Here is a 22,229-nt window from a genome sequence, read left to right on the forward strand (position 1 = left end):
TAATTTTAAAGAATGCTTAAATCCGTAACCAAACCAATTAGCTGGTAGGTCAATTTTCACTACATTTGCAAAATATTTTTAAAATTACATATGAACAATATTGTAGCCATAGTAGGAAGACCAAATGTAGGGAAGTCAACTCTTTTTAATCGATTGATTCAAAGGAGAGAAGCCATTGTAGATTCTGTGAGCGGAGTTACTCGTGACAGAAACTACGGTAAAAGTGAATGGAACGGAAAAGAATTCTCAGTAATTGATACTGGTGGTTATATAAAAGGTTCTGAAGATATTTTTGAAGGAGAGATCAGAAAACAGGTAGAGCTTGCCATTGATGAGGCAGATGTTATTCTGTTTGTTGTAGATGTGGAAGAAGGAATCACTCCGATGGATGCAGAAGTATCTAAATTACTTCGAAAAGTAAAGAAACCTGTTTTATTAGCCATTAATAAAGTGGATAATGCAATGCGTGAAAAAGACGCAGTTGAGTTTTATAATTTAGGTTTAGGAGAATATTATACTTTTTCAAGTATATCAGGTAGTGGAACAGGAGACTTGTTAGATGCTTTAATTAAAGCCTTTCCTGAAAAAGAAGAAGTGGTTGCAGAAGATACGGAATTACCGCGTTTTGCTGTTGTAGGAAGACCTAATGCAGGAAAATCAAGTTTTATTAATGCTCTGATTGGTAAAGACAGATATATCGTTACCGATATTGCAGGTACAACTCGTGATGCAATCGATACAAAATTTGATCGTTTTGGTTTTGAATTCAATTTAGTAGATACTGCCGGTATCCGAAGAAAAGCAAAAGTAAAAGAGGATCTGGAGTTTTACTCTGTTATGCGTTCCGTAAGAGCTATTGAGCATAGTGATATCTGTATTCTTATTATTGATGCTACAAGAGGTTTTGAAGGACAGGATCAGAGTATTTTCTGGTTAGCAGAAAAGAACAGAAAAGGGGTGGTTATTCTGGTTAATAAATGGGATCTGGTTGAAAAAGATACTCATTCTACAAAAGAATATGAAGCAAAAATCAGAGAAGAACTAATGCCTTTTACTGATGTGCCTATTTTATTTGTTTCTGCATTGACAAAACAAAGACTTTTAAAAGCACTGGAAATGGCGGTAAAGGTTTTTGAGAATAGAAAACAAAGAATAGCTACTTCAAAATTAAATGATCTGATGTTGCCTATTATTGAGGCAACACCTCCACCGGCATTAAAAGGAAAGTATGTGAAAATAAAATATTGTATGCAGTTGCCAACACCAACACCTCAGTTTGTGTTTTTTGCGAATTTGCCACAATATGTTAAAGAGCCTTATAAGCGCTTTGTAGAAAATAAACTAAGAGAAAATTTTGACTTTTCCGGAGTGCCGATAGAGGTCTATTTTAGACAGAAATAAAAGAATACTGATTTTTTAAGTATTTGATTCATAAAATAAAAGGCGCTTATTTCACCGATAAGCGCCTTTTTTACGTGTAATATTTATTTATTTAATCTGTGTGACCAGCAATAAGATGAATATTCCTGACTGCAGTTTTTACATCTGTTTCCATCATCCTTTATTGCAAGACATTGACCATATTTACATCCTGTACTTGTAGTGTTTGTACTTCCATCATCAGATGAACAGGATAATAACAGAATCGGTAAAAGTAATAGTAGTGCTTTTTTCATGATTAGTATATTTTAAATTTATAATAAGGCGAATGTATTTAATATAGAACAAAGTCTTTTACGGCTTTTCATAAGAGTGAAAATTTTCTTTCTTTATAGTTAGAAATAGTTTTATTATTTATTTTTTTATCTTTTAGTTGTTTTTTCTTTTCTCAGAACGCTATAAGCTTTAAAGGGAAAATAATAGATGAAAACACACAACTTCCTGTGGAATTTGCGACAGTATATCTGTCATCTGCAAAAGATTCGACTCTGATTGATTAGAAACGTTATGCAGTGTTTTCTCTGACCTATAAGATTGGAAAATTTACCGGAAAAGAAAAAAGATAGAAAGTATACGGTTTACAGTCTCAGTTCACAGTATTGGGAAAAAGAGGTTTACAATATATGATTTTCCTGTAAGGTCTTTTTTTGACCTTGTAGATATAATTGATATACAATTTACGATATTTAGAAGAAAGAGTCAAGAAGAAAGATAGAAAGTATCGGTTTACAGTCTCAGTTCACAGTATTGGGAAAAAGAGGTTTACAATATATGATTTTCCTGCAAGGTCTTTTTTTGACCTTGTAGGTATAATGAAATATAGGATATTAAGTATTAGATAACTATTTAAAAATTAAACAACTAAATATCATCTATTTATAATAATGCTAATGCAAATCTTCCCGACTATTTCCCGATTTTAGCATCTTAAAAACAAATGAAAACACTTTGATTTAAATATTAAATTTTAAAAACATGTTAGTTTTCATGTTTATTTAAAGCTTTTACTTTTGATAATTTGTCTTCTATTCGGTAGTTTATTATTAAGTTTTTGATCCCTGCTTTTAAATTAGCAGGGGTCGATTACTTTTAATTTTCTTAGAAAATCATGCAATCATTTTCAGTTCTTTTGGTTTTTTTTTCTTATACTTTTTCTGTTTTTAATGGTTAATAAATTGTTTTCCTTAATCAGTAATATAATATGACTGTTTTCTTAATTAGCTGATTTGTTTTTCGTGAGAATCCCACAGAAAACTAACTAAAGTCATACTGCTACCAATGGCTAATTTTGCATGTCTTTCTTCTAAACCTTTGTATTTAGCACCTTTGCCATGTCCACTACCATAAGAATTTCTTAAATCAGCAACATTACTTGCAATAGCCTTGAGATTTCCTAAAATTGCTTTTATTACTTTAGCTTCAGATATTGTATCAGGGATGTCCTTTGGTGTAACTTTGAGTAATTTTGTTGTCTCATCCACAAGTTGAATAATCGTCCATTTCTTGTTTAGCGGAATATTTTTTTCCTCTAATATCGTTTTACAACAACTCTCTATCAACTCTTTTGCTTTTCCGATCGCTTCAGTTGGATTGTTCTTCTGCTTTTCAAGCATCAACTTAATCTGATCTGAAATATATTGACTCGAAAATTTTTCTTTCAATTCTTTAGCAGAAATATTAATAAGGCTTTCTACTTGAGTGATTCGATCTATTGTCGCTCGACATTTTGTGTATAGTTTTGTGTAATGTATTTCACCCTCTGTTTCTTTCTTAAAATCATCATACTCTTTTTCATAGTAGTCAAGCAGATCTTTAAAAAGTTTTGTTATGTTTTCTTTATCTACTTCATCTGTGTAAGCAATTAGCGATTTCCCTTTAGATAATTTATATTTTTGACAAAGAGGCTCTCCGATACTATCCATTGTAAAAGCATCAAAGTCAGGTGTAGAAAAATCTAAAACGTACCCTCCTCTGTTGAAAAGCTTCAAAAAAGCACCTTTTTCAACATTATTGATTTCTATCATATTGTAATATTTTTCTAATGATTTTGAGACAATTCTTCTGTGAGGTAATTTTATTTTTTAAAAGCCGTTCAGCTTATTGATTTTATTTTTATGATAGGTGTTTAACCATTTTTCTATTTCTCTAATAGCTTTAGTTTCTTTTATAGAGTCTAAAGAATTCTGATTTTCTAAATATTTTATTTTTTGTGTTTCATCAAATCTTCCTTTCTCAAAGATCAGAATTAAATTATTCTGTGTATCTGTTATTGTAAATAGATTTTCTTTCTGTTCTGATTCTTTAATATAAAATCGTTTCATTAACCTCTTAAACTTATTATTCTGCTAAGATAATATTTAAACCATTTTTACGAAATAAAATTTTCTTTAATAAAAGTGTCAAACTCTTCGTTTTCGTTATATAAGTCCTGTGTTATATCAATGCTTTCATTATCATTGTTGTCTAAGTAATAAAAATTAAAAAAATCTTGATAGCTAAACAGTTTTATATAACCATTCCCTTTATTGTAAGCAACTAAATGATTTACTTTATCATTTATATTTATGGATAAAAAATCTGCTTGTTCTGCGGATTTATTTAAGTAAACAGTTTCCAGAATTTCTATTTTTATAAAGTCTTCTGTACGCCATGACACAGAGAGGCTTTTGTCATAAATTAATCGTTTTATTTCATCAAATTTGTCGAATTCATCAGTTGAGGATTCATACATAACTTCTACTATGGAAGTATAAACTGTTACAATATTCGTAAGCTCTTCTTTTGTTAATGTTTCTATTTTCATTTTATACGTTTTTATATTTACAATATTCGTCTAAATAAAAGTCTATAGTATCCCACGTTATGCCGAATTCTGCATCATGTCGATTAAACATACGCACCAAAGCTTCTTTAAATTTAGAGGGATCATAATACTGATCCCAAGTTATGTTATCTGTATCATCAAATTTATCTTTTGCTCGACACTCAAAGTCCTCCGTACTCCAAGAAATAGAAAGAGAATAATGTTTGTCATTACAATCATTTTCTTCAGAAGCTCTTTCATAAGCATCTAATCTTTCATTATATACTGATGTTTCATTGCATAAAACATCCCCATTATGAACATCGAAATAAGCCTCTTCATCTGGTAATAATGGTTCATTAGTTACCGCACACCAAACAACATCAGAATAACATATTTTTTCAAACGGGATATTTTGTTTTTTCAATTTTGAGAATAATAAAGCATCGTTGAGAGTTATATATTCTTTATTATACTTTTTTAATCCTGAAAGATGAAGATCAGAGATTTTATATTTATTTTTAAAATCCTCTAAGCGGACAATAATAGTACCGTCCAACAACGTTTTTTTGTTTAATTGTAGGTCGTAATAATTCATTATTCTAACCTCTTTATATTTTTCATTTTTCATAGTTGTTTATCTCTTATTGGTTTTACTTTTTTGATTTCTAGTGAACCGTTAATACAGTTCACTAGAGATTTATATTTTGTTTAGTTATAAAATACGTATCCGTCTATGAAACAGTAATCAGAAGAAAATAAATCATTAGCATAAGCTACATAATCAAAATAATGTGCTATATGTTCAGGGATTTCTAAAGTGTTATTCGCTAGCTCATAAGCAAAATCTTCTTCGCTATCATACTGACCGAAATAATTATCTCTAAAAGAATTTATTAAGTCGTCAAAATCTTCTATTTTTAAGTCCTTGTGATGATTATCACACCAAACTAAAAAGGGCTCTTTCTCGTTGCTTTCCATTTCTTCCAAATTGTCTCTAATTTCAAAGAATTTATCAGATAGTGAACATTCGCCTATTAACGAATCGGGTATATATTCCCAGTCCTGAAACATTAACTCTGGGTCTTCTTCGTCTTTGTGGAGTTCTAAGCAGGCATTTATAAATTCTTCGTAATCGGAATAATCACTAAGGTTTAACCATTTGCCCTCTAATGATGCATTATTATATTTAGCGTATGTTCCTATGTAGATACTTGCTTGGTCTAATTTTTCCATGTCTTTATAATTTTTTAGGTTATAGATTATTTTTTTAATTGGTTTTCTAGTTCTTCAATATTTTCCTCAAATAAGATTTTACCCTGAACAGAAATAGTAATAAGAGGTGTTTCTCTTTCCTGATAGGTATCGCCCCAACCCTCGTAAGAATCAACACTTATAAAAGATTTGTTATTATAATAGGTATCGTCTATGTATGTAGTACAGCGAGATAATCCGTCTATACAAGTAGGCTCTGTTCCTTGTTCGTTTTGAATTTCTATTTTCATAATCTTTATTTTTAGTCATTATATTTTATTACCTATTGATTGTTGGGTAATATTTTACTACTTTTGTACCTAACAACACTACAAATATAGGTAATATATTTTCTATTAAACAAATTATGAGTAATAAATTTTCTAATATTAAAGAAAGAATTTTATATTTCGCTGAAAATCAGGAAGGTAATAAGCAAAATTTTATGCGTAAAATTGGTATGACTTATGGTAATTTTACAGGTAAAGCAAAGGAGACACCTATTAATTCAACCGCTATAGCAAATATATTACTTAACTATCCTAGTATTAATCTTGAGTGGTTAATCACTGGCAAAGGCAATATGTTGAAAGAACATACACCTTTGACAGTAAGTGGAACAACCACAGCAGAACCAAACGAAATTTTATCTTTAATGGATGCCCGTTTAAAAGATAAAGAGGATATTATAGCAGGCTTAAAACGTGAAATAGAATTGTTATTAAGAGAAAACAAACAATTAAGAGGAGGAAACACCACAGTAAACAAAACAACCTATTAAAACGCCTTATTTATAGTGTAGCTATATCTAAGGCGTTTTTCTATTAAATACAAAAGCAAACCATCTAAACAGGTATTTAATTAACATATTGAATCAATACCGCAATATTTGTACAATAATTTATATGTTAAGGGAAAATGTAAATTTTCTGACACCTACACACGGTTATAGTATACTTACGATCGAATAAACTATTAAAAATACCTTGTTTAAAGGCAGTATAGAGCCTTTATATTGAATTAAACAAGCGATAACCAGTGTATAATCTTTCAATATATAAATGTAAGGTTTGAAATATTGAAACCTCGAAGAGTTTAAAAGTTCTATAATTATACTTTATTGATGTAAAACTGCTCAAATCGGGAAGTAGTCGGGAAAATCAGCACATTTAAAATGAAGTTTCCAACAACGACAGGGCTTAACGAAAAATAATATAAGATATAGTAGATCAAATATAAAAGAGTTTATATAAAATTAGCTATAGAGAGAAACCCAAAAAACCCAAAAATTTTACTCAACCAACAAAAAAACATACCCCCCTCCCTCAAAAATAAACGGTTTCCAAAACGCACGAATCCGTCCCAGACCTCTATACGGTCCCAATACCACTATCATAGATCAAATTGATAACTTTTTTAAAAAGCTATTTTTTTCTCTGTTCATTTTCTCAATACTAAAATTCAATACTCTATCTATAAAAACTAATTAGCATTTTTTTAGCATTTTCGCTAATGTAATGCTAAAAACAAATACCTTTGTACTCTCCAATACAAACTTCATCGGCATTATGAAGGAAGAAATTCAAAATACGCTAGAGTCTCAATAATGAGATTAAAGAATAAATAAGCTAATCCCTAATTCTTATATCCTATGAATATATCAAAAGAGGTTTTTGTTCAGGCTATTGAAACTATCAGAGAGCAGTTATCGGAAGATACTGAAAAGGTTCATTTAATAGCAAAAGTTTTTAAAGTTGAGGATATAGAATTGTATGATAATTCTAAACTGATTAATATGATCTTTTCTCTTTTACGATTGGAGTTCCCTAAAGATGAAAACGGATTCTGTGAAATTGAGCATTATTGCTTTGAATTAGATTATGGCAAATATTCAAATGGTGGTGTTTTTATGAGTCCCGGAGACCTGTGGAATAAGCTTACGATTTTATAAGTATGAAACAACCCGACCTACCCAGTTTAAAAATGATTCAAACATATTTTAAACAGGCTAAAGAAATTAAATGTTTACAGCATAATATCATTATTGATATTACCGAATTCAAAGATTTTGAATTCAAAGAAACTGAAAAGACGTATACCTCACGTGGGGGCTTGGTTACTTTCTTTGAAAACAATCGGTATGCCGAAATAATAACCTTTAAGAAGAAATGCAGATGTAAGAACTGCAACTGCAAGGACAAACAAAAACTAATAAAGCGTAATTTAAAAAACCTTTGAACAGACATGACCTTACAACTATTAAATGATCGTGTACTTATTCAGTTAGATCAGACCGATGGAAAAACCACTTCAGGAATCTTTTTACCACAACACCATCAAAATAAAAACGATGGTATTGTGGTTGCTGTCGGTCCGAAAGTAAAGAAGTTAAAAGCAGGTGATCGTATTAGAAGATTTAACGGGGCTAAAGGAATGTGTTATGAGCAAAATGGTGTTGATTATATCATCCTCCGGGAAAGAGAAGATATAGAACTAATTCTGTAATAAAGGATCTGCTTCAGCATTATTCAAAAAGCGATTTCTTAGCGTTGGAAACAGGAATCTTATTGAGTTCCTTTATCAAAGCTAATCGCTTTTTATCGTAAGCATTAGAAGTACTTTTAGCCAATGGATTTACATCGTTTCTTTCCGGCACTTTTTTTTCTCCGGACAAACATTCGTAAACATGAGTTACAATTGCTCTTCCGGAAGGGGTCAAACAGAATATCTTTTTATCCATATTCTTACCTTTCATAAAGATACCAACGTATCCGGTTGCCATAACGGACTTAATGGTTCTATAATTATAGGTCTTTGGGATTTTTACAAACTCCTCCCGAGTAAAGTATTGCACAGCTCCCAGTTTTAAAAGCAGTTCAAAAAGATAGATATTAATCTTATATCTTTTTTGAATATACGGGCGGATCACTATTAAATTTTCTAAAAAATCATACCCCTGATATACGTGCAAAAAAGCCTCTTTAGAATATTTATTCTGCTTGGATTTCCCGGTAACGTTATTAACGATCCTTATCTTATTTTCTTTTAAAACCGCCCTTGTCTCTTCCCCTAGTGAGGTTTTGACTTTTGATTTTTGGTTTTTCATATCCCTGTATTGATAGACAAAATTAATCAATTACATATTATTAATAGAATAAATCTATTATCTTTGTGTTGATTATCAATTATATCTATTATGGCTCTAATCAAAAACAAAACTATTTACCCTGCTGATCCAACGACAAGTGATGCGTGTTTCTTTGTCGGAACCAACCCGGATACAGGTAAAACCTTTACCTACAGCATTGAGGAAATCGTTTCTTTTGCTCAAAGCGGTGCTATAAAAAACCCAAGTATTCAAATTATTAAAATTGAAGCCTCTGAATTGAGTTCTTTAGATCGATCAGGAATAAAAAAATGGCTAGATACAAGGACTGATTTACAACTAGACCCTAGTGCAGATGTTTATATAAATGTAATAGGAATTAGAACATTTACAAAGGAATTTACAAGCGAGTTCAGTTAATCATTAAATAAAAAGATCATGACAGGCAAAGAACAAATAGAACAAATTCTACAACATAGAATGATCGCAAAAACCGGAATAACAGATGCTATTCCTCCTGTTGAATTAGCAAGCATTATTGAGGATATTAGCAATATTATTATCAGTCTTGTTAGTCAAAAAATTACTATATCCCACACTTCAGATCAAGAACAATTGACTGTTGGCGTTTCTTTAATTATCGGAAAATGGTATCAGATATATAACTATCAAGCAGATGACGATTTTACGAATGTCGGAGGAGACAATCAAAACTACAGTTACTTTAAAGCGACCGGAACAACTCCGGCTAAATGGACAACAACCGATTTATTATTGTTAATAGATACCAATACTGTAATTGGCAACAACACCGGAGCAATTATTACAGTGGATTCCAATCCTAAAACATACAACTTAATAATAAAATCAAATATTGATTTATTTTATCCCGGTCGAGTGATTGACAGATCAAGGCTGTTAGAAGAAGAAGATATTATATCGGCCAGAGAAGTTACCTCTTATACGGACAATATTGTTTTTCTTGAAATTTTTAAATAAATAATTTTATGGAAAAACTTTTCAGAATTACAAACAGACCCTACGGATTAGATAATCCCCCTGCAACAAACGCAGAGGTTTTACAATTATCCACAAACATTACTATTCCTTCTCGATTTACAGCGAAAGAAATAAAACAAAAGTATGAAAGCAATAGTAATACAAATGTTTTTACCAATACGGATAAATATAAACTGGAAAGCATTGAAAAGGGTGCACAAAAAAATAAACTACACAATTTACAAGATGTGATGAAGCTTAGTAACGTCACTAACTGTGCATTACAAATTTCAGGGAGAGAATTGCTTGATAGGGATATTGATTCTTTGGTAATTTATCATGACAAAGAAGATAATTCTGCTGGTATACAGTTGTGTGTTAGAGGAAATCCAATTGTAAGTCTGGGAATTTCCGAAAATTTCTTTCATATTGCGGTCGGGCATCGAGGAGCTATTTTTAAAGCTCAAACTGATGATGATGCAGGACTAAGTATTCCTTCACGAATTTCTTGCGAAAGAGCTATAAATAATGAAGATGTTCCTACTTTAAAGCAAGTTAAAGAGTTAATAGCCGAATTGAAACAAGCGCAAAAATGACGTGATTATCTCCTCCACAAATTAAAATAAGTGGGACTACAGATGGGAATAAAAAAATATTTAAAACAAAACAGTATGAAAGGACTCCACGATTTTATCATTTATGTAGAAAACCCGTATAGCGAAACATTTCAGACAGAAAACGGAATTGAAATTTTCGCTGATAAACGCTTTTCTGCTGACCGACTGGCGAATAGAATTGCTAGAGTTGTCAGTTGTCCTGCATTAACTGCTACAACGATTAAAGAAGGTTATCAGGTTCTTATTGACCCTACTATTTTTTTACAGCATATCTATCAGAAAAACGGTATGCAGGATAACGTTTTTATGGTTGATAAAGCAAACGGATTATATAAAATTTCTCCGGATATGATTGTACTGTATCGTGAGAATGAAAAAGAGAGCTGGCAAGGAAATCAGGATAATCTATTGGTAGAATTCCTGAAAGAGAATCCGATTGAAAGTCCGAAAAGCAGTTTAATTATATCTGAGGTTATAAAGCAGGACATAAAAGGAATTGCAAAAGTAATCTATCCAAATACCAAAAATACCGAAACAGGAATATGGGAAGACACCCTTATCCTGATTAAAGAAGGTATAGGACTCGCTTTTTACATGGAGTCAAAAACGTATTATTGGATTAAGAACCGTCACATTTTTGGAACCATTGAACAAAATTAAGGTCTGATGCCTATTGAATTAGGTCTACAATTACGGATTATTACCTTTTTAAAAAGAGAATATAAACCCTTTTTTATTTAAAAAAATATGGAAAAGAACGATGAAACCCTGCAACGAATACGTAAAGAAACCATTCCGAAGCTGATTGAAAAATATCAGAAACTGATTGAGAATATTTTTGAAACGGTTAGTAATCCACTCCCTTTGTTTATTGATGTTACAGATGAAAAAGGAGAAGTGATTGCCTCATCCGAACAGCAGTTGTATAAGTTTATTGATATACGTAAAAATGCACTGAACAATGCTGACAATATGTTACTTCAGGTGAATCAACTGCAAAGAGAGCTGAACGATCCCGAATTTCATAACAAAGAAAAAAAGGAAGAATCCGTAAAAACCGATTCGGTACAGACCAATATGACCAAACGCTACGCCAAAAAATAAGAGACGATGTTACTTTATCTGGGACATAAAATAAACCATCCGGTACCTAAAAAAATACGCCTTCAGAAAAACAAAATGAAAGAGTGGCAGTATGGTTATGACCCTGCAATTAATACTATTATTATTTCAAAGGACGGTACTTTAGGCGATGTATATTATGTAAACGGTCTACAAATCGGTTTTCCTGAAAAACCCGATACTAAAGAAATTATCAATTACGATAAAGCAACAGCAGATCAAAAATGGCAGAGAACCGAACTACCGAAAGAACTAAACACCAACACGCAACACGAACCCCGTTTTGCGCAGTATATCGATCAGGAATTTGACAGAAGAAATAAAGGGATATGGATTTTCATTAAAGGAAAACCCATCTATGTAACCGGGACCTATTGTTACTTTATCCAGTGGCTCCGGGAAGAAGATAAATTTCCCAATTTCAGAATGATCCAGAATGAATTAATGATCTATTGGGAAGCCTGTAAAGCCGATGATCGCTGTTATGGAATGGATTATGTAAAAAACAGACGTTTTGGCGCATCTGCATTAGGCAACGCCGAATTACTGGAATCCGGTACCAGTCATGAAAATAAGATTTTGGGTATGATCTCCAAAAAGGGAAGTGATGCCAAAAAGATATTTAACCGTTTAGTACGTACTTTTAAACGTCTGCCTTGTTTCTTTCTTCCGGTATGGGACGGAACGACCACCCCAAAAACAGAACTGGTATTATCCGAGCCTACCAAAAAACGTAAAGCCGGAGAACAAATTTCAGATCATGACGGACTGGATACCGTTATCAGTTGGCACAATACCGAATTAAACGCAATGGATGGAGAAAAGATATTTCGGTCTCTGATAGATGAATCCGGTAAATATCCAAAAGAAGTACCTTTTTCCGATTATTGGAGCATCGTTAAAACCTCTCACAGAATCGGTAGTAATATTGTCGGAAAGGCCTTTGTAGTCTCTACCGTTAATGCGATGAAAAAGGGCGGCTCTGAGTTTAAAAAAATATGGAACGATTCTAATCCGTTAGAACGCAATCAGAATGACCAGACTAAATCCGGATTGTACCGTATTTTTATACCTGCTAAATATTGTATGGAAGGGTTCTTTGATACGTATGGCTTCAGCATTCTGGATGACCCTAAAGAACCTGTATTAAATGACTTGGGTAAATATGTTCGTCAGGGAGCGGTCACCTTCTTAAAAAATGAATTGGAAGGAATGATTAATGATCCTAAAAAATACAACGAACAATTACGCCAGTTCCCGGATACGGAAAAGGATGCTTTTCGGGATGAAACCGAAGATTGTGCTTTTAACCTGATGAAGATCACAGAACAGATCGATCACAATGAAAATGAACTGGGAGAAAATGAACTGGGGAACTCCGAAGTAGAACGTGGCAATTTCTCATGGGTTAACGGTATACAGGACAGTACTGTGAAATGGAATCCTGACCCGAAGAACGGGCGGTTCTGGATAGCCAAAAACTGTCATCCACCGGAAGAATATCGAAATAAAAAGGAAATGAAAACGATCAATGGTATTACTGCCTACGCACCGTTAGCGTTTCATATCGGTTGTTTCGGTGTCGACCCATATAACAGAAGTAAGACTGTAGACAACAGAGGTTCTAAAGGCTCTATTCATTTAAGCACCAAGTATAATACTTCGTATTTACCGAATAACACTTTTATACTGGAATATATCGATAGACCATTAAAAGTAGAACTATTCTTTGAAGATATTATTATGGCAATGGTCTATTTCTCTATTCCGATGCTTGCCGAATTATCGAATGAGAAATTTTTAACCACTGTCAAAAACAGAGGATACCGTCATTTCAGCCTGAACAATCCGTTTAAGAACTGGTCTGATCTGAGTGATACCGAAAAAGAATATGGTGGTGTATCTCCACAGGATGCTAAGATCGGAGAACAACAGTTTTATGCTGTAGAAAGTCATATTCAGGATTATGTAGGCGTTGCACGGGACAGCTCTGTACGATCACAGGGTGAAATGGGTTATATGCCTTTTACCCGGACACTTGTACAGTGGAAAGAGGTTGATCCGGAAAAACGAACCAAATACGATGCCTATATCAGTTCCAGTCTTTCTCTTTTAGGAAACCAGAAGACAGAACTGAAAAAACCGGAAAGAAAGGAGCCTATTGTGGTTCCGTTTACAAAATACGATAACTCAGGAAACATTTCAATAGCGGTATGATAACGATAAAAAAAGTAACAGGAAACCCCGATCCGTTTGCCTCTTTTGAAGAGAAACAAAGTGATGAATACGGGTTAAAATTCTCAAAACTAATCTCAGGGGAATGGTTCAATGGTGGGATTTTCTCTACAGATTCAAGATTCATGAAACATAAAAATTACGTTAGAGAAAACCGTAAACTGGTTCGGGGAGAACAGGATACCAAAGCCTCTAAAGATCATATTTCACGAGGTGATAATGATCTTGATTTCCTGAATCTGGACTGGACGAACATTAATTTTGTAGAAAAATTTTGTCGCATTGTATCGAATGGGATATCCGATGAAAACTACCGATTGGATATTCAGGCTACAGATGCATTGTCCGTAAAGATCAAATCGGACACAGAAGATGAATACCGTAAAAATATGTATTCTAAAGCCATGTTACAACAGACCAAAGAAGTATTGGGAATTGACCTGATGCCGAAAGGTTTTGTACCGGAAGATGAAGAGGAATTGCGATTGTACAGTGAAATCAAAATACCCAATAAGATCATTATCGGTGAAGAAATACTGATTAATTATATCAAAGAGATCAGCGACTGGTCGTTTATCGAAAAGAAAAAAAATGAGGATGCTGTAGATATAGCCTTATTTGGGGTTCGCATTTTTACCGATAAAAATGATGGGGTTAAGATTGAATATGTTGATCCGGAAAATTATATTCATAGTTACGTGAACAGGAATGATTTCGCCGATAAATTCTATGAAGGGGTTATTGATACCATTACATTATCTGATGTCAGACGGGAAAGCGGTTGCAATGAAGCGACAATAAGAGAACTGGCGAAAAGCTGTTCCGGTTCCAATCCTTCTACCGGAATTAATTTTGACAACTGTACTATTGATGAAATCATTGATTATAAAGTAAACGTTTTACGATTTGCCTATAAAACCGTTAAGACGATTACCTATAAAACCAAAATCAGAAATGGTAAAGCCGTTAAAGTAAGCCAAAAGAAAGATACGTACCAAGCACCGGAACGAAGTGATACGGGCAAAATTTCAAAAACATTAGACACTTGGTTTGAAGGGAATTATATTATAGGTTGTGATGCGATCTATGATTACCGGGAATGTGAGAATCTGGTAAGAGACAAAATGAATAAAGCCATGTCCCCGTTTGTATTTATGTCTACTAATATCTATGAAAATATACCACGTGCTTTTTTGGATAATATTAAACCGATTGGTAGCCGTTTACAGGACTTGTCTTTAAAAATACAACAATTGATTGGTGAATTAAAACCGGATCAAATTGTAATTGATATTGATGCACTGGCAGAACTGGATTTTGGTAAAGGCACCAAAAAACAAAATTGGGAAAATGCACTGACATTAATGCAGGTACGGGGTGTGGTCTTTAAAAAACGGGTGGATATGGGAGACAGCGGACTCAAAGAAGCTCCTGCTGTACAAAGCTCACCCGTTAGTCAGGGGTCCGGTATTGCCATTGCATTAAATGCATGGGCGTTCTTTTACAACCAGATCAGAGATATTACCGGAATCAACTTAGCACGTGACGGCTCTTTACCACCTGATGCGTTACTTGGCGTTAATCAAATGAATCAGCTTGCCAGTAATACCACCACCAAAAATATTGTAGACAGTGTAGTGTTTTTCAATAAAAAAGTATGTGAAGTAATCTCTACCCGAATCAATGGTATTTTCAGACATCCGGAAGCCAAACATTTAAAGGAACTCTATAGTACGGTATTAGGAAAACATTTTGTCGATGCTATCGAACTGATGGCAAACCGCCATTTGCACGAATTCGGTTTTGTGTTTAAAATGTTACCTACTACTGAAGAGTTACAAAGATTTCAAGAAGACCTGTCATTTGGTATTCAGGAAGGTACTATTGACCCTGAAATCAAGATTGAAGCCACCCGGATTGCTAAAACAAATCTTAAACTGGCTACCGAGTACTTAATGTATCACAGAAGAAAACGTATTAAAATGAAACAGCAAGAACAGCTTGCTGTTATTCGGGAACAGGCTAATGCTAATGCGCAGTCCACTCAGGTTGCTGAACAGGCAAAGGCACAATCGTACAGTTTCAAAAAAGAGGTTGATCTAAAGTATAACGGACAACTCTTTCAAATGGAAGTAATACGTGAAAAAGCATTACAGGACCTTCGTGCGCCTTTACGGGAAGAAACCTTTAATCAGGAAGTCTATCTGGAACAAATCAGGGCAATGGCTTCTCTTAATCTGAATAAGCTTAAAGAAGACGAGAAGAAATTTAGGCAAGACCGCAATAATTCGCAACAAAGTGAAATGATCCGGCAACGTAAGGAGAACAAAGACCCTATAGATTTTCAAAATGAATTTGATTTTTCAACGATTTTAGGAGATTAACTATCTCCTAAAATTTATTTTTTAATTATAGGATTGAAGATATAGAAAAAAGAATCAGAACAGTAATTTGATAAAATAGAAAATCTATTAAATTTAAATTAAACCCTAACCTCGCAATAGTGAAAAATCTGTGTTTGCTGATAGTTTTTACTTAAAGATTGCTCTTATTTTATTTCCAATTTTAGTAATATATATATATTTCTCCCCTCCTCCAACAACATATTTTTCATTCATTTTCCAATCATCTTGGTCACTAATGGTTATTTTTTCAATTTCAATTTCTAATAAGCCAGCATTAACTAGATTCATATCAACTTCACTTGGATATTCATTCCAATTATTATTTGAAAAACTATTCCAACTATTATTTGAAGAAATAGATTCCTTTTCAGGAATTTTATGATTTATAAAATATTCAAAATCTTCTATAAATATATTTTGGAGAATTGATGAACATCTTAAAAATTCTGAATAGGTTAATTCTTCGTTTAAAAATGCTTTGAAAAATTTTGCAATGTATTCAGATTCAACATGATCTTCACATTTATCAATTATGTATAAAAGTTTTTCACCTATTTTAATTCTAAATTCCGTTGAATCATCAATTTTAGAAATCATTTCACTTCTTTTTTTTTTGGATATTTCTTTAAACCCAGAAATAAAATAAATGATTTTTTTTGTGAATAAAAGGTCTTTTATATTTAGTGAAAATTTTCTAAGATTTAGTATTGTACCAATGATAGGAATATCTTTTAAAATACCATCTTCAAGAAAATTGTCAATTAAAACTTCTGACATATCCACACTAATATCTTTTAGATTTGCATCCTTTATGGTCTCTGTAAAAGAATTTGATAAATCTTCAATTTTTGTCATTTCCTATCATTTTTTAATCTTTGCCTTCATATAACTGAACTTCCACCTTATACAAATGCATCATCTTAATTTTAAATTTAAACCTTTTCCATAGAAGGGTACAATATACAAAATTTAACATATTTTTTCTTTTACTGACGATCACTATTTTTTATTCCTGCTTTCTTTTAAAATAGATTATTTCTATTATCTTTGTTGTAGTTATAATTAAAATCTATTATTATGGTCTTTGGAAAAGAATTTTTACCGGATGCAGAGATACAACCTAAAGTTACTATTTCTGAAACAGAAACAGAAATCCCAACCTCAACGATAGAACCGGAACAAGAAAATAGTCAGCAATCTACTGCTGATATTCCAGTACAGGAAAATCCTGTTATGACAGAACCGGAAACAACTACTGAGAGTGTTGTTAATGAACAGATCATTTTAGATTACTTTAAAAGTCAGGGCAAAGAGATCAATTCTATAGAGGACCTTTTTAAAGAGAAAGAAGTTATTAAAGAGATCGTAAAAGAAGTAAATCCCTATGAAGGTCTGTTTAGTGAAGAAGATGAGCAGTATTTTAAATACCGTAAAGAGACCGGAAGAACCAGAGAAGATTTTAATGCTTTAAACAAAGATTACGATAAGACAGATGCTTTGGAACTGGCAAGAGAAAGAATTCGAAAAGAAAGCGGTCAAAATATAACCGATGCACAAGCAGACGCTTTTCTGGAAAGAAAATTAAATATTGATCTTACTGACCTTACCGAAATAGACCCGCTTGACAGAATAGAACTTGCCACCTTTTCAAACCCTTACAGAGAAGAAAAAAAAGCAGAACAGCAAAAATACAAACAACCGATAGAAAAGAAAACCGAAGTTGAGCAACCTGCCGAGCAAGACGAAATTATCCAACTGGATAACGGAACGTTAATGAAAAAAGCAGATTATCAGTTATTGGTGGAAAACCGTCAAAAGTATATTGAAGAAGCTACAACGAATGTGAACAGTGTTACAGGCGTTGCTTTTGCAATAGAAGTTGACGATAACGGAACGAAACGTGAATTAAAGTACGGCTATGATTTTTCGCCTGAAGACAAGCATAGTATGTTGTCAATTGTAGGTGATGTGAATGGTACGATGGAAAAGCGGTATCGTTCCGAAACCGGATTTAACCATAAACAATTTGCTGAAGATATGTTTTGGTCTGATCCGAAAAACAGGGAAAAAGCGATCCTTTCAATTGTACACAAAGCAAGAGCGGAAGCAATTGAAGAGATCATCAAAAATGAAAACAATGTGAACTTTAGTCGAAATTCATTATCAACCGGTAGTGATAAGAAGATGGTTCCGGTCACAGAAAAAAAAGGGAGTTATGGATTTCCGCAGAATTTTAAACCCTAAAAACTTGAAATCATGGCTTTTGAATTAAGAGAAAACAACTTAACAGGTATATCTGTAATAGATGCACCTGCCGGAGTGATCCCTTCTCACGCTACCTTTATAGATAAGTACGATTATGTACAGCAATATCAGCCGGAATTAGTTCCGGAATTATTCTATTCTAACGGACTGGGAAAGATCACTGATTTTTTACGTGTAGTAGCCGGAGAAGGCACCTATGAATCCGATATGATCCAACATATGGAATTGGGTCGTTTACATAACGTGATTCATAATGTAGCAGTATCCGGAGAACAATTTACTTCACCAACTCCTCATAACCTGAGAGTAAATATGGTAGTGAAAATTTCAGATGGTATCGCTACAGAAGCACAGGCAATTGTAACCGCTATTATTTCACCAACTGTTTTTGAAGCAAAAAGTGATGGTGTTGTGTTTAACTTTACCAGTACCGTTACCGTATTGGTTGACTTCTCTAATAGATGGGATAAAGGAACATCTACATTTGGGATTGGGCGTAATTGGAACCCAAAACCGTATTACAACTATTCTCAAATCATTAAAGAAACCTACAACATCAATGAGAGTGACATGGTACATACCTCATGGGTAATGACCCCGTTTGGTCCACGATGGTATAATGCCGAAATGGAAAGAACTGGTACACTATTTCGTAATCTGGAAGAGTTAACTGCTATCTTTCACGAAAGAGCATTAGAAAACGCTCCTTCCACTCTGGCAGGTTTTCCAAGAGGTATGAATGGTGTAGTACCAACTATCGAAAATTTCGGTAATATTTCCAATGAATATATTAGCGAAGTGGGTGATTTATCCGATATGGCACTCCGTTTAAAACAACAAGGGAATTGCAGAGAAGTAACCATGTGGTGCGATCACGGTCAGATGCGTAAGTTCCGAGAATTAGCCTCAGGAGTAAACGCTTCGTTTGTCAATGGTGCGAATTACGGTATGTTCAGTAACTCTAAGGATATGGCATTAAAATTAGATTTTGCTTCTATCCTTGTTGAAGGCGTTACTTTTCATTTTACCGCTTACCGTTTACTGGATGACCCAACGCTAATGGGAGCAACGAAGTTCAATACGACCAGTCTGGCGTATTTAGGTATTCCTTCTGGTTTAAATCATACAATGGAAGGTGGTAAAGTTTCCGAAAAACCATACCTGTCATTGATGTACAGAAGTGATAACACCATCAGTAGAAAACGTAAAGTCCAGATTTTCGGCTTCGGTGGTGTACCACAAAAAGAAGACGTTATGACGGCTGAGTATTTGTCTGAAATGACGAATAAAATGGTGGGTACTAACAGCTTTTTTGTGGGTAGAAAAAATAAATTCTATATCTAACAAAGAGAAAAGAAGCAGGAATCAAGAAAAAAGAGATTCTTGCTTCTTTATTTTTTAATCAAAATTACAGTGTTATGACAGGAGTAAATATATATCGCTTAAAAGGTGAAAAAAAACCTATATCATGGTCCTTGCCCCAAGCCAGTATCACTAAAGAAGGCGGAGGATTAAAGGTAATTGCCTACTTTCCAAATTCTGACAGTATTTATGCTGAAGATAACAAAGACCGGGAACGTAAGAATGTGGTCTTTGAGTATAATTATAAAGATGAAGACCCGGCTACTGAGATCATTGTTTCGGCAGAAAACGTAGTGTTGAATACCTTATTAAAAAAACATCCCTGGTTCGGTGTTTATTATGAGATATACAGTGAAGAAATTTCTGCTGAAAAAAGTATTGATTCTATTAGTAAAATCGAAGAAGCTTTGTCATTAATCAAAGATACGGACGGCTTAAAAATACAGGCTACTGCACTGGCTGTTTTTGGAATTGAAGCTTTCGGTTGGTCTGCTTTAAAATGTACTGCCAAACTAAAAGAAAAAGCTTTAAATAAGCCGGAGTTTATTCTGGATAAAATGAATGCAGATAACTATCAGAGTAAATTTCTTTCCGGATTATCATTCTATGCAGGAATTGTAAAAGAAAGTTCGATGAACAATGCCGTTGTATGGAATGATGAATTTGAAAATCTAATCCTACCACTGGCCAAAGGTGAAAGAGGGATTCATAAACTGGGGGAATTTTTATCCTTTAATACCGATGAAAGTCGTTTGGTATTACAAGAGATCGGAATCCGCTTAGACCGGAAAAAGACTTCTGATAAGGACGTAAAAGTTATCCTTCAGGATACACCGGAAACACAAAAACTATTATCTGAAAAAGACAACGAGATTGAAGCTTTAAAAGCACAACTCAAAGAAAAGAATAAAGTGGTTATTGCTCCGGTAACAGAAGACACAACCATAAAGTCCCCTGTATCTCCTATTACTGATACAGCCGATTATGATAGTTTAACTCTGGAAAAAGCAACGGAGCTGTATGTGGCAAAGTTCGGTAAAGAACTAAGCAACAAGTATAAAAATGACCTCAGTTATATTATTTCTAAACTGAAGGAATAAAGAGACCCTATCCCTTGTGATAGTTTTCATTTTTCCCAATGTGAAAGAAAAAGCCTTCCGGATTGGAAGGCTTTTTTTGCATTGTCACGTTCTAAAAAAGATTGATTGTATATTCTAATTTTTTTACATCATGGTTATAAGATCAACGATTCTCTTTATACTTGATTGATAATTTAAAATATTAGATAAATCAGATTCATATTTTTGTTTGAGAATTAGTACTTTTTTTTCTTTGATAAGCTCTTTTAAAAAAGTTTGCCCTTGTTCTGTTTTCAAAAGATTTTCAAAGATTTTACTCACAGTCCAAGACTTTTTTAGTTCAAAACCTGCCTTCTCTGCTAGTTCTTTTAATTCTCCTTTGCTCATTATATCAGGAATTGAATTAATATCATTTACAGTTTCAAAAATTTCTAAACTTGATATTGTATTAAAGCTTTCAGTTTCGTTTATTCCATAGCTCCTTGTTTTATATGTACTGTCTCCATTCCAAAATTTTCTATATGAATAAGTAGTAGCATAATCAAAAAAATAAAGTCGCTCACCTGATTGAAGTTTTTTGAGTTCGGTTATCAGGTTGGTTGTTGTTTCAATCTTATTTTCTATATGTAATTGATCTATTTTATAATTTTTATACTCTTTCCAAAACTCAACATCTTTTCTCATTTCTCTTAAAAACTTGTTTGCTTTCTTAATCAATGGTTCAAATGAATTAGGGTTTATTGTAAAAGAATAAACACTTAAAATTTTACATAATAATTCGGATTCCTTGTTTTCTGCTATCCAAAACTCTCTGTTAAAATCAGCTATACCACGTTTTAAAATAAAAAAGGCTTGAATTTCATATATTGCCTGTTCATCAATACTATTAAATAAAGCTTTAAAATCTTTCGCTAGAAAGTCTTTAAAGTTTTTTCTTAACTCATCTTCTCTAAAGTTGTTTTCACTTGATTCTCCATTACCAATACTAATACCCAAAGCATATCCATGACCTCGATAAAACTCATCTATAAAAGCAAATAATGAATTGTAATCTTTTTGTTTAAGTTGTTCAATTACCCAGTTTGAAAAATCCATATAAGGCATACCCGAAGTAGCAACATATTCCTTTCTTAATAAAGGATATTCAGGATTACTTTTTGTAGAGATTTGAGAAATTAAAGTGTTTAATTTCGGATTACTAATGTTAATTTGTGGCTTTAAATCAATTTCATTTATAGTTACTGCATAATTTTTTATAGTATCCGATACGTATTGCTCTTTTTTTAATACAGGTTTTATTTTAGGTGCTTTAGATTTAAAAAGAACTTTTGCTATAGGAGGTAAAAGAAGAAGCCCTAAAATAAAAAAAATAACATTTAACATTATATCACTACTTCCAAAAAGAATAATTGAAAACAAGCAAAAAAGGAAACCAAATACCCAACGAATAAATATAATTAATTTCATGATTTATATATCAGTTAAAAAAATGTTTCTCTAAAGATATAAAATATTTATAATGACTTCTATTATGAACTATAA

At 32.9% G+C, this 22,229-nt stretch carries 24 protein-coding genes; 14 read left to right on the forward strand and 10 right to left on the reverse strand.

What is annotated here, in order from left to right:
* Positions 1-90 precede the first annotated feature (90 nt).
* Positions 91-1,401 (forward strand): ribosome biogenesis GTPase Der, encoded by a 1,311-nt coding sequence (der, locus tag AC4FQX_RS09640; RefSeq protein WP_491167480.1) that lies wholly within the window; start codon positions 91-93, stop codon positions 1,399-1,401.
* Between the two features lie 83 nt (positions 1,402-1,484).
* On the opposite strand, the gene AC4FQX_RS09645 is transcribed toward der, so the two are convergent.
* The 7 genes from AC4FQX_RS09645 to AC4FQX_RS09675 all read right to left on the reverse strand — a co-directional run bounded on the left by AC4FQX_RS09645 (position 1,485) and on the right by AC4FQX_RS09675 (position 5,748).
* Positions 1,485-1,676, reverse strand: a complete 192-nt coding sequence (locus AC4FQX_RS09645; protein ID WP_491167481.1) for a hypothetical protein — start codon at positions 1,674-1,676, stop codon at positions 1,485-1,487.
* Positions 1,677-2,657: 981 nt separating this feature from the next.
* Positions 2,658-3,464, reverse strand: coding sequence for an abortive infection family protein (locus tag AC4FQX_RS09650; RefSeq protein WP_491167482.1), 807 nt, complete (start codon positions 3,462-3,464; stop codon positions 2,658-2,660).
* A gap of 57 nt (positions 3,465-3,521) precedes the next feature.
* Complete coding sequence (locus AC4FQX_RS09655; protein WP_491167483.1) at positions 3,522-3,761, reverse strand: hypothetical protein; 240 nt, start codon at positions 3,759-3,761, stop codon at positions 3,522-3,524.
* A 47-nt stretch (positions 3,762-3,808) separates the two neighbouring features.
* A complete protein-coding gene (locus tag AC4FQX_RS09660; protein ID WP_491167484.1) occupies positions 3,809-4,243 on the reverse strand; it encodes a hypothetical protein in 435 nt (144 codons plus the stop codon).
* A 1-nt stretch (position 4,244) separates the two neighbouring features.
* Complete coding sequence (locus AC4FQX_RS09665) at positions 4,245-4,874, reverse strand: hypothetical protein (protein WP_491167485.1); 630 nt, start codon at positions 4,872-4,874, stop codon at positions 4,245-4,247.
* An 80-nt stretch (positions 4,875-4,954) separates the two neighbouring features.
* Complete coding sequence (locus AC4FQX_RS09670; protein WP_491167486.1) at positions 4,955-5,479, reverse strand: antirestriction protein ArdA; 525 nt, start codon at positions 5,477-5,479, stop codon at positions 4,955-4,957.
* 26 nt (positions 5,480-5,505) lie between these two features.
* On the reverse strand, positions 5,506-5,748 hold the full coding sequence (locus tag AC4FQX_RS09675) for a hypothetical protein (RefSeq protein WP_491167487.1): 243 nt from the start codon (positions 5,746-5,748) through the stop codon (positions 5,506-5,508).
* Between the two features lie 116 nt (positions 5,749-5,864).
* Here AC4FQX_RS09675 and AC4FQX_RS09680 point away from each other — a divergent pair, with 116 nt between their 5' ends.
* The 3 genes from AC4FQX_RS09680 (at position 5,865) to AC4FQX_RS09690 (ending at position 8,002) form a co-directional block, all read left to right on the forward strand.
* Positions 5,865-6,278 carry a hypothetical protein gene (locus tag AC4FQX_RS09680; protein ID WP_491167488.1) on the forward strand — a complete coding sequence of 138 codons (414 nt, stop codon included), beginning with the start codon at positions 5,865-5,867 and terminating at the stop codon, positions 6,276-6,278.
* Positions 6,279-7,148: 870 nt separating this feature from the next.
* Positions 7,149-7,448 (forward strand): hypothetical protein, encoded by a 300-nt coding sequence (locus AC4FQX_RS09685; RefSeq protein ID WP_491167489.1) that lies wholly within the window; start codon positions 7,149-7,151, stop codon positions 7,446-7,448.
* Between the two features lie 293 nt (positions 7,449-7,741).
* Entirely contained in the window at positions 7,742-8,002 is a 261-nt protein-coding gene (locus AC4FQX_RS09690; protein WP_491167490.1) for a hypothetical protein, read from the forward strand.
* A 19-nt stretch (positions 8,003-8,021) separates the two neighbouring features.
* Here the strand turns inward: AC4FQX_RS09690 and AC4FQX_RS09695 are convergent, their stop codons facing one another.
* Positions 8,022-8,603: a hypothetical protein gene (locus AC4FQX_RS09695; protein ID WP_491167491.1), complete on the reverse strand. Its 582-nt coding sequence runs from the start codon at positions 8,601-8,603 to the stop codon at positions 8,022-8,024.
* Between the two features lie 90 nt (positions 8,604-8,693).
* On the opposite strand from AC4FQX_RS09695, the gene AC4FQX_RS09700 reads away from it, so the two are divergent.
* From AC4FQX_RS09700 to AC4FQX_RS09730, 7 genes are all read left to right on the forward strand, one after another.
* The gene (locus AC4FQX_RS09700) at positions 8,694-9,023 is read left to right on the forward strand and encodes a hypothetical protein (protein WP_491167492.1); all 330 of its coding nucleotides are present in this window, start codon (positions 8,694-8,696) and stop codon (positions 9,021-9,023) included.
* An 18-nt stretch (positions 9,024-9,041) separates the two neighbouring features.
* The gene (locus AC4FQX_RS09705; protein WP_491167493.1) at positions 9,042-9,602 is read left to right on the forward strand and encodes a hypothetical protein; all 561 of its coding nucleotides are present in this window, start codon (positions 9,042-9,044) and stop codon (positions 9,600-9,602) included.
* An 8-nt stretch (positions 9,603-9,610) separates the two neighbouring features.
* Positions 9,611-10,198, forward strand: a complete 588-nt coding sequence (locus AC4FQX_RS09710; RefSeq protein ID WP_491167494.1) for a hypothetical protein — start codon at positions 9,611-9,613, stop codon at positions 10,196-10,198.
* A gap of 75 nt (positions 10,199-10,273) precedes the next feature.
* The gene (locus tag AC4FQX_RS09715) at positions 10,274-10,879 is read left to right on the forward strand and encodes a hypothetical protein (protein ID WP_491167495.1); all 606 of its coding nucleotides are present in this window, start codon (positions 10,274-10,276) and stop codon (positions 10,877-10,879) included.
* A gap of 87 nt (positions 10,880-10,966) precedes the next feature.
* A complete protein-coding gene (locus tag AC4FQX_RS09720) occupies positions 10,967-11,323 on the forward strand; it encodes a hypothetical protein (protein WP_491167496.1) in 357 nt (118 codons plus the stop codon).
* 6 nt (positions 11,324-11,329) lie between these two features.
* Complete coding sequence (locus tag AC4FQX_RS09725) at positions 11,330-13,558, forward strand: hypothetical protein (protein ID WP_491167497.1); 2,229 nt, start codon at positions 11,330-11,332, stop codon at positions 13,556-13,558.
* Positions 13,555-15,960, forward strand: coding sequence for a RuvC family protein (locus AC4FQX_RS09730; RefSeq protein ID WP_491167498.1), 2,406 nt, complete (start codon positions 13,555-13,557; stop codon positions 15,958-15,960). Before AC4FQX_RS09725 ends, AC4FQX_RS09730 begins: the two co-directional genes overlap by 4 nt.
* 147 nt (positions 15,961-16,107) lie before the next feature.
* Here the strand turns inward: AC4FQX_RS09730 and AC4FQX_RS09735 are convergent, their stop codons facing one another.
* Complete coding sequence (locus AC4FQX_RS09735) at positions 16,108-16,836, reverse strand: hypothetical protein (protein ID WP_491167499.1); 729 nt, start codon at positions 16,834-16,836, stop codon at positions 16,108-16,110.
* Between the two features lie 222 nt (positions 16,837-17,058).
* Here AC4FQX_RS09735 and AC4FQX_RS09740 point away from each other — a divergent pair, with 222 nt between their 5' ends.
* From AC4FQX_RS09740 to AC4FQX_RS09750, 3 genes are all read left to right on the forward strand, one after another.
* Positions 17,059-18,225: a hypothetical protein gene (locus AC4FQX_RS09740; RefSeq protein WP_491167500.1), complete on the forward strand. Its 1,167-nt coding sequence runs from the start codon at positions 17,059-17,061 to the stop codon at positions 18,223-18,225.
* A gap of 12 nt (positions 18,226-18,237) precedes the next feature.
* A complete protein-coding gene (locus AC4FQX_RS09745) occupies positions 18,238-19,590 on the forward strand; it encodes a hypothetical protein (protein WP_491167501.1) in 1,353 nt (450 codons plus the stop codon).
* 74 nt (positions 19,591-19,664) lie between these two features.
* Positions 19,665-20,708 carry a hypothetical protein gene (locus AC4FQX_RS09750; protein ID WP_491167502.1) on the forward strand — a complete coding sequence of 348 codons (1,044 nt, stop codon included), beginning with the start codon at positions 19,665-19,667 and terminating at the stop codon, positions 20,706-20,708.
* A 123-nt stretch (positions 20,709-20,831) separates the two neighbouring features.
* Here the strand turns inward: AC4FQX_RS09750 and AC4FQX_RS09755 are convergent, their stop codons facing one another.
* Positions 20,832-22,154, reverse strand: coding sequence for a hypothetical protein (locus tag AC4FQX_RS09755; RefSeq protein WP_491167503.1), 1,323 nt, complete (start codon positions 22,152-22,154; stop codon positions 20,832-20,834).
* Between the last annotated feature and the right edge of the window lie 75 nt (positions 22,155-22,229).

This window comes from Flavobacterium sp. AK-301, from assembly GCF_058310215.1.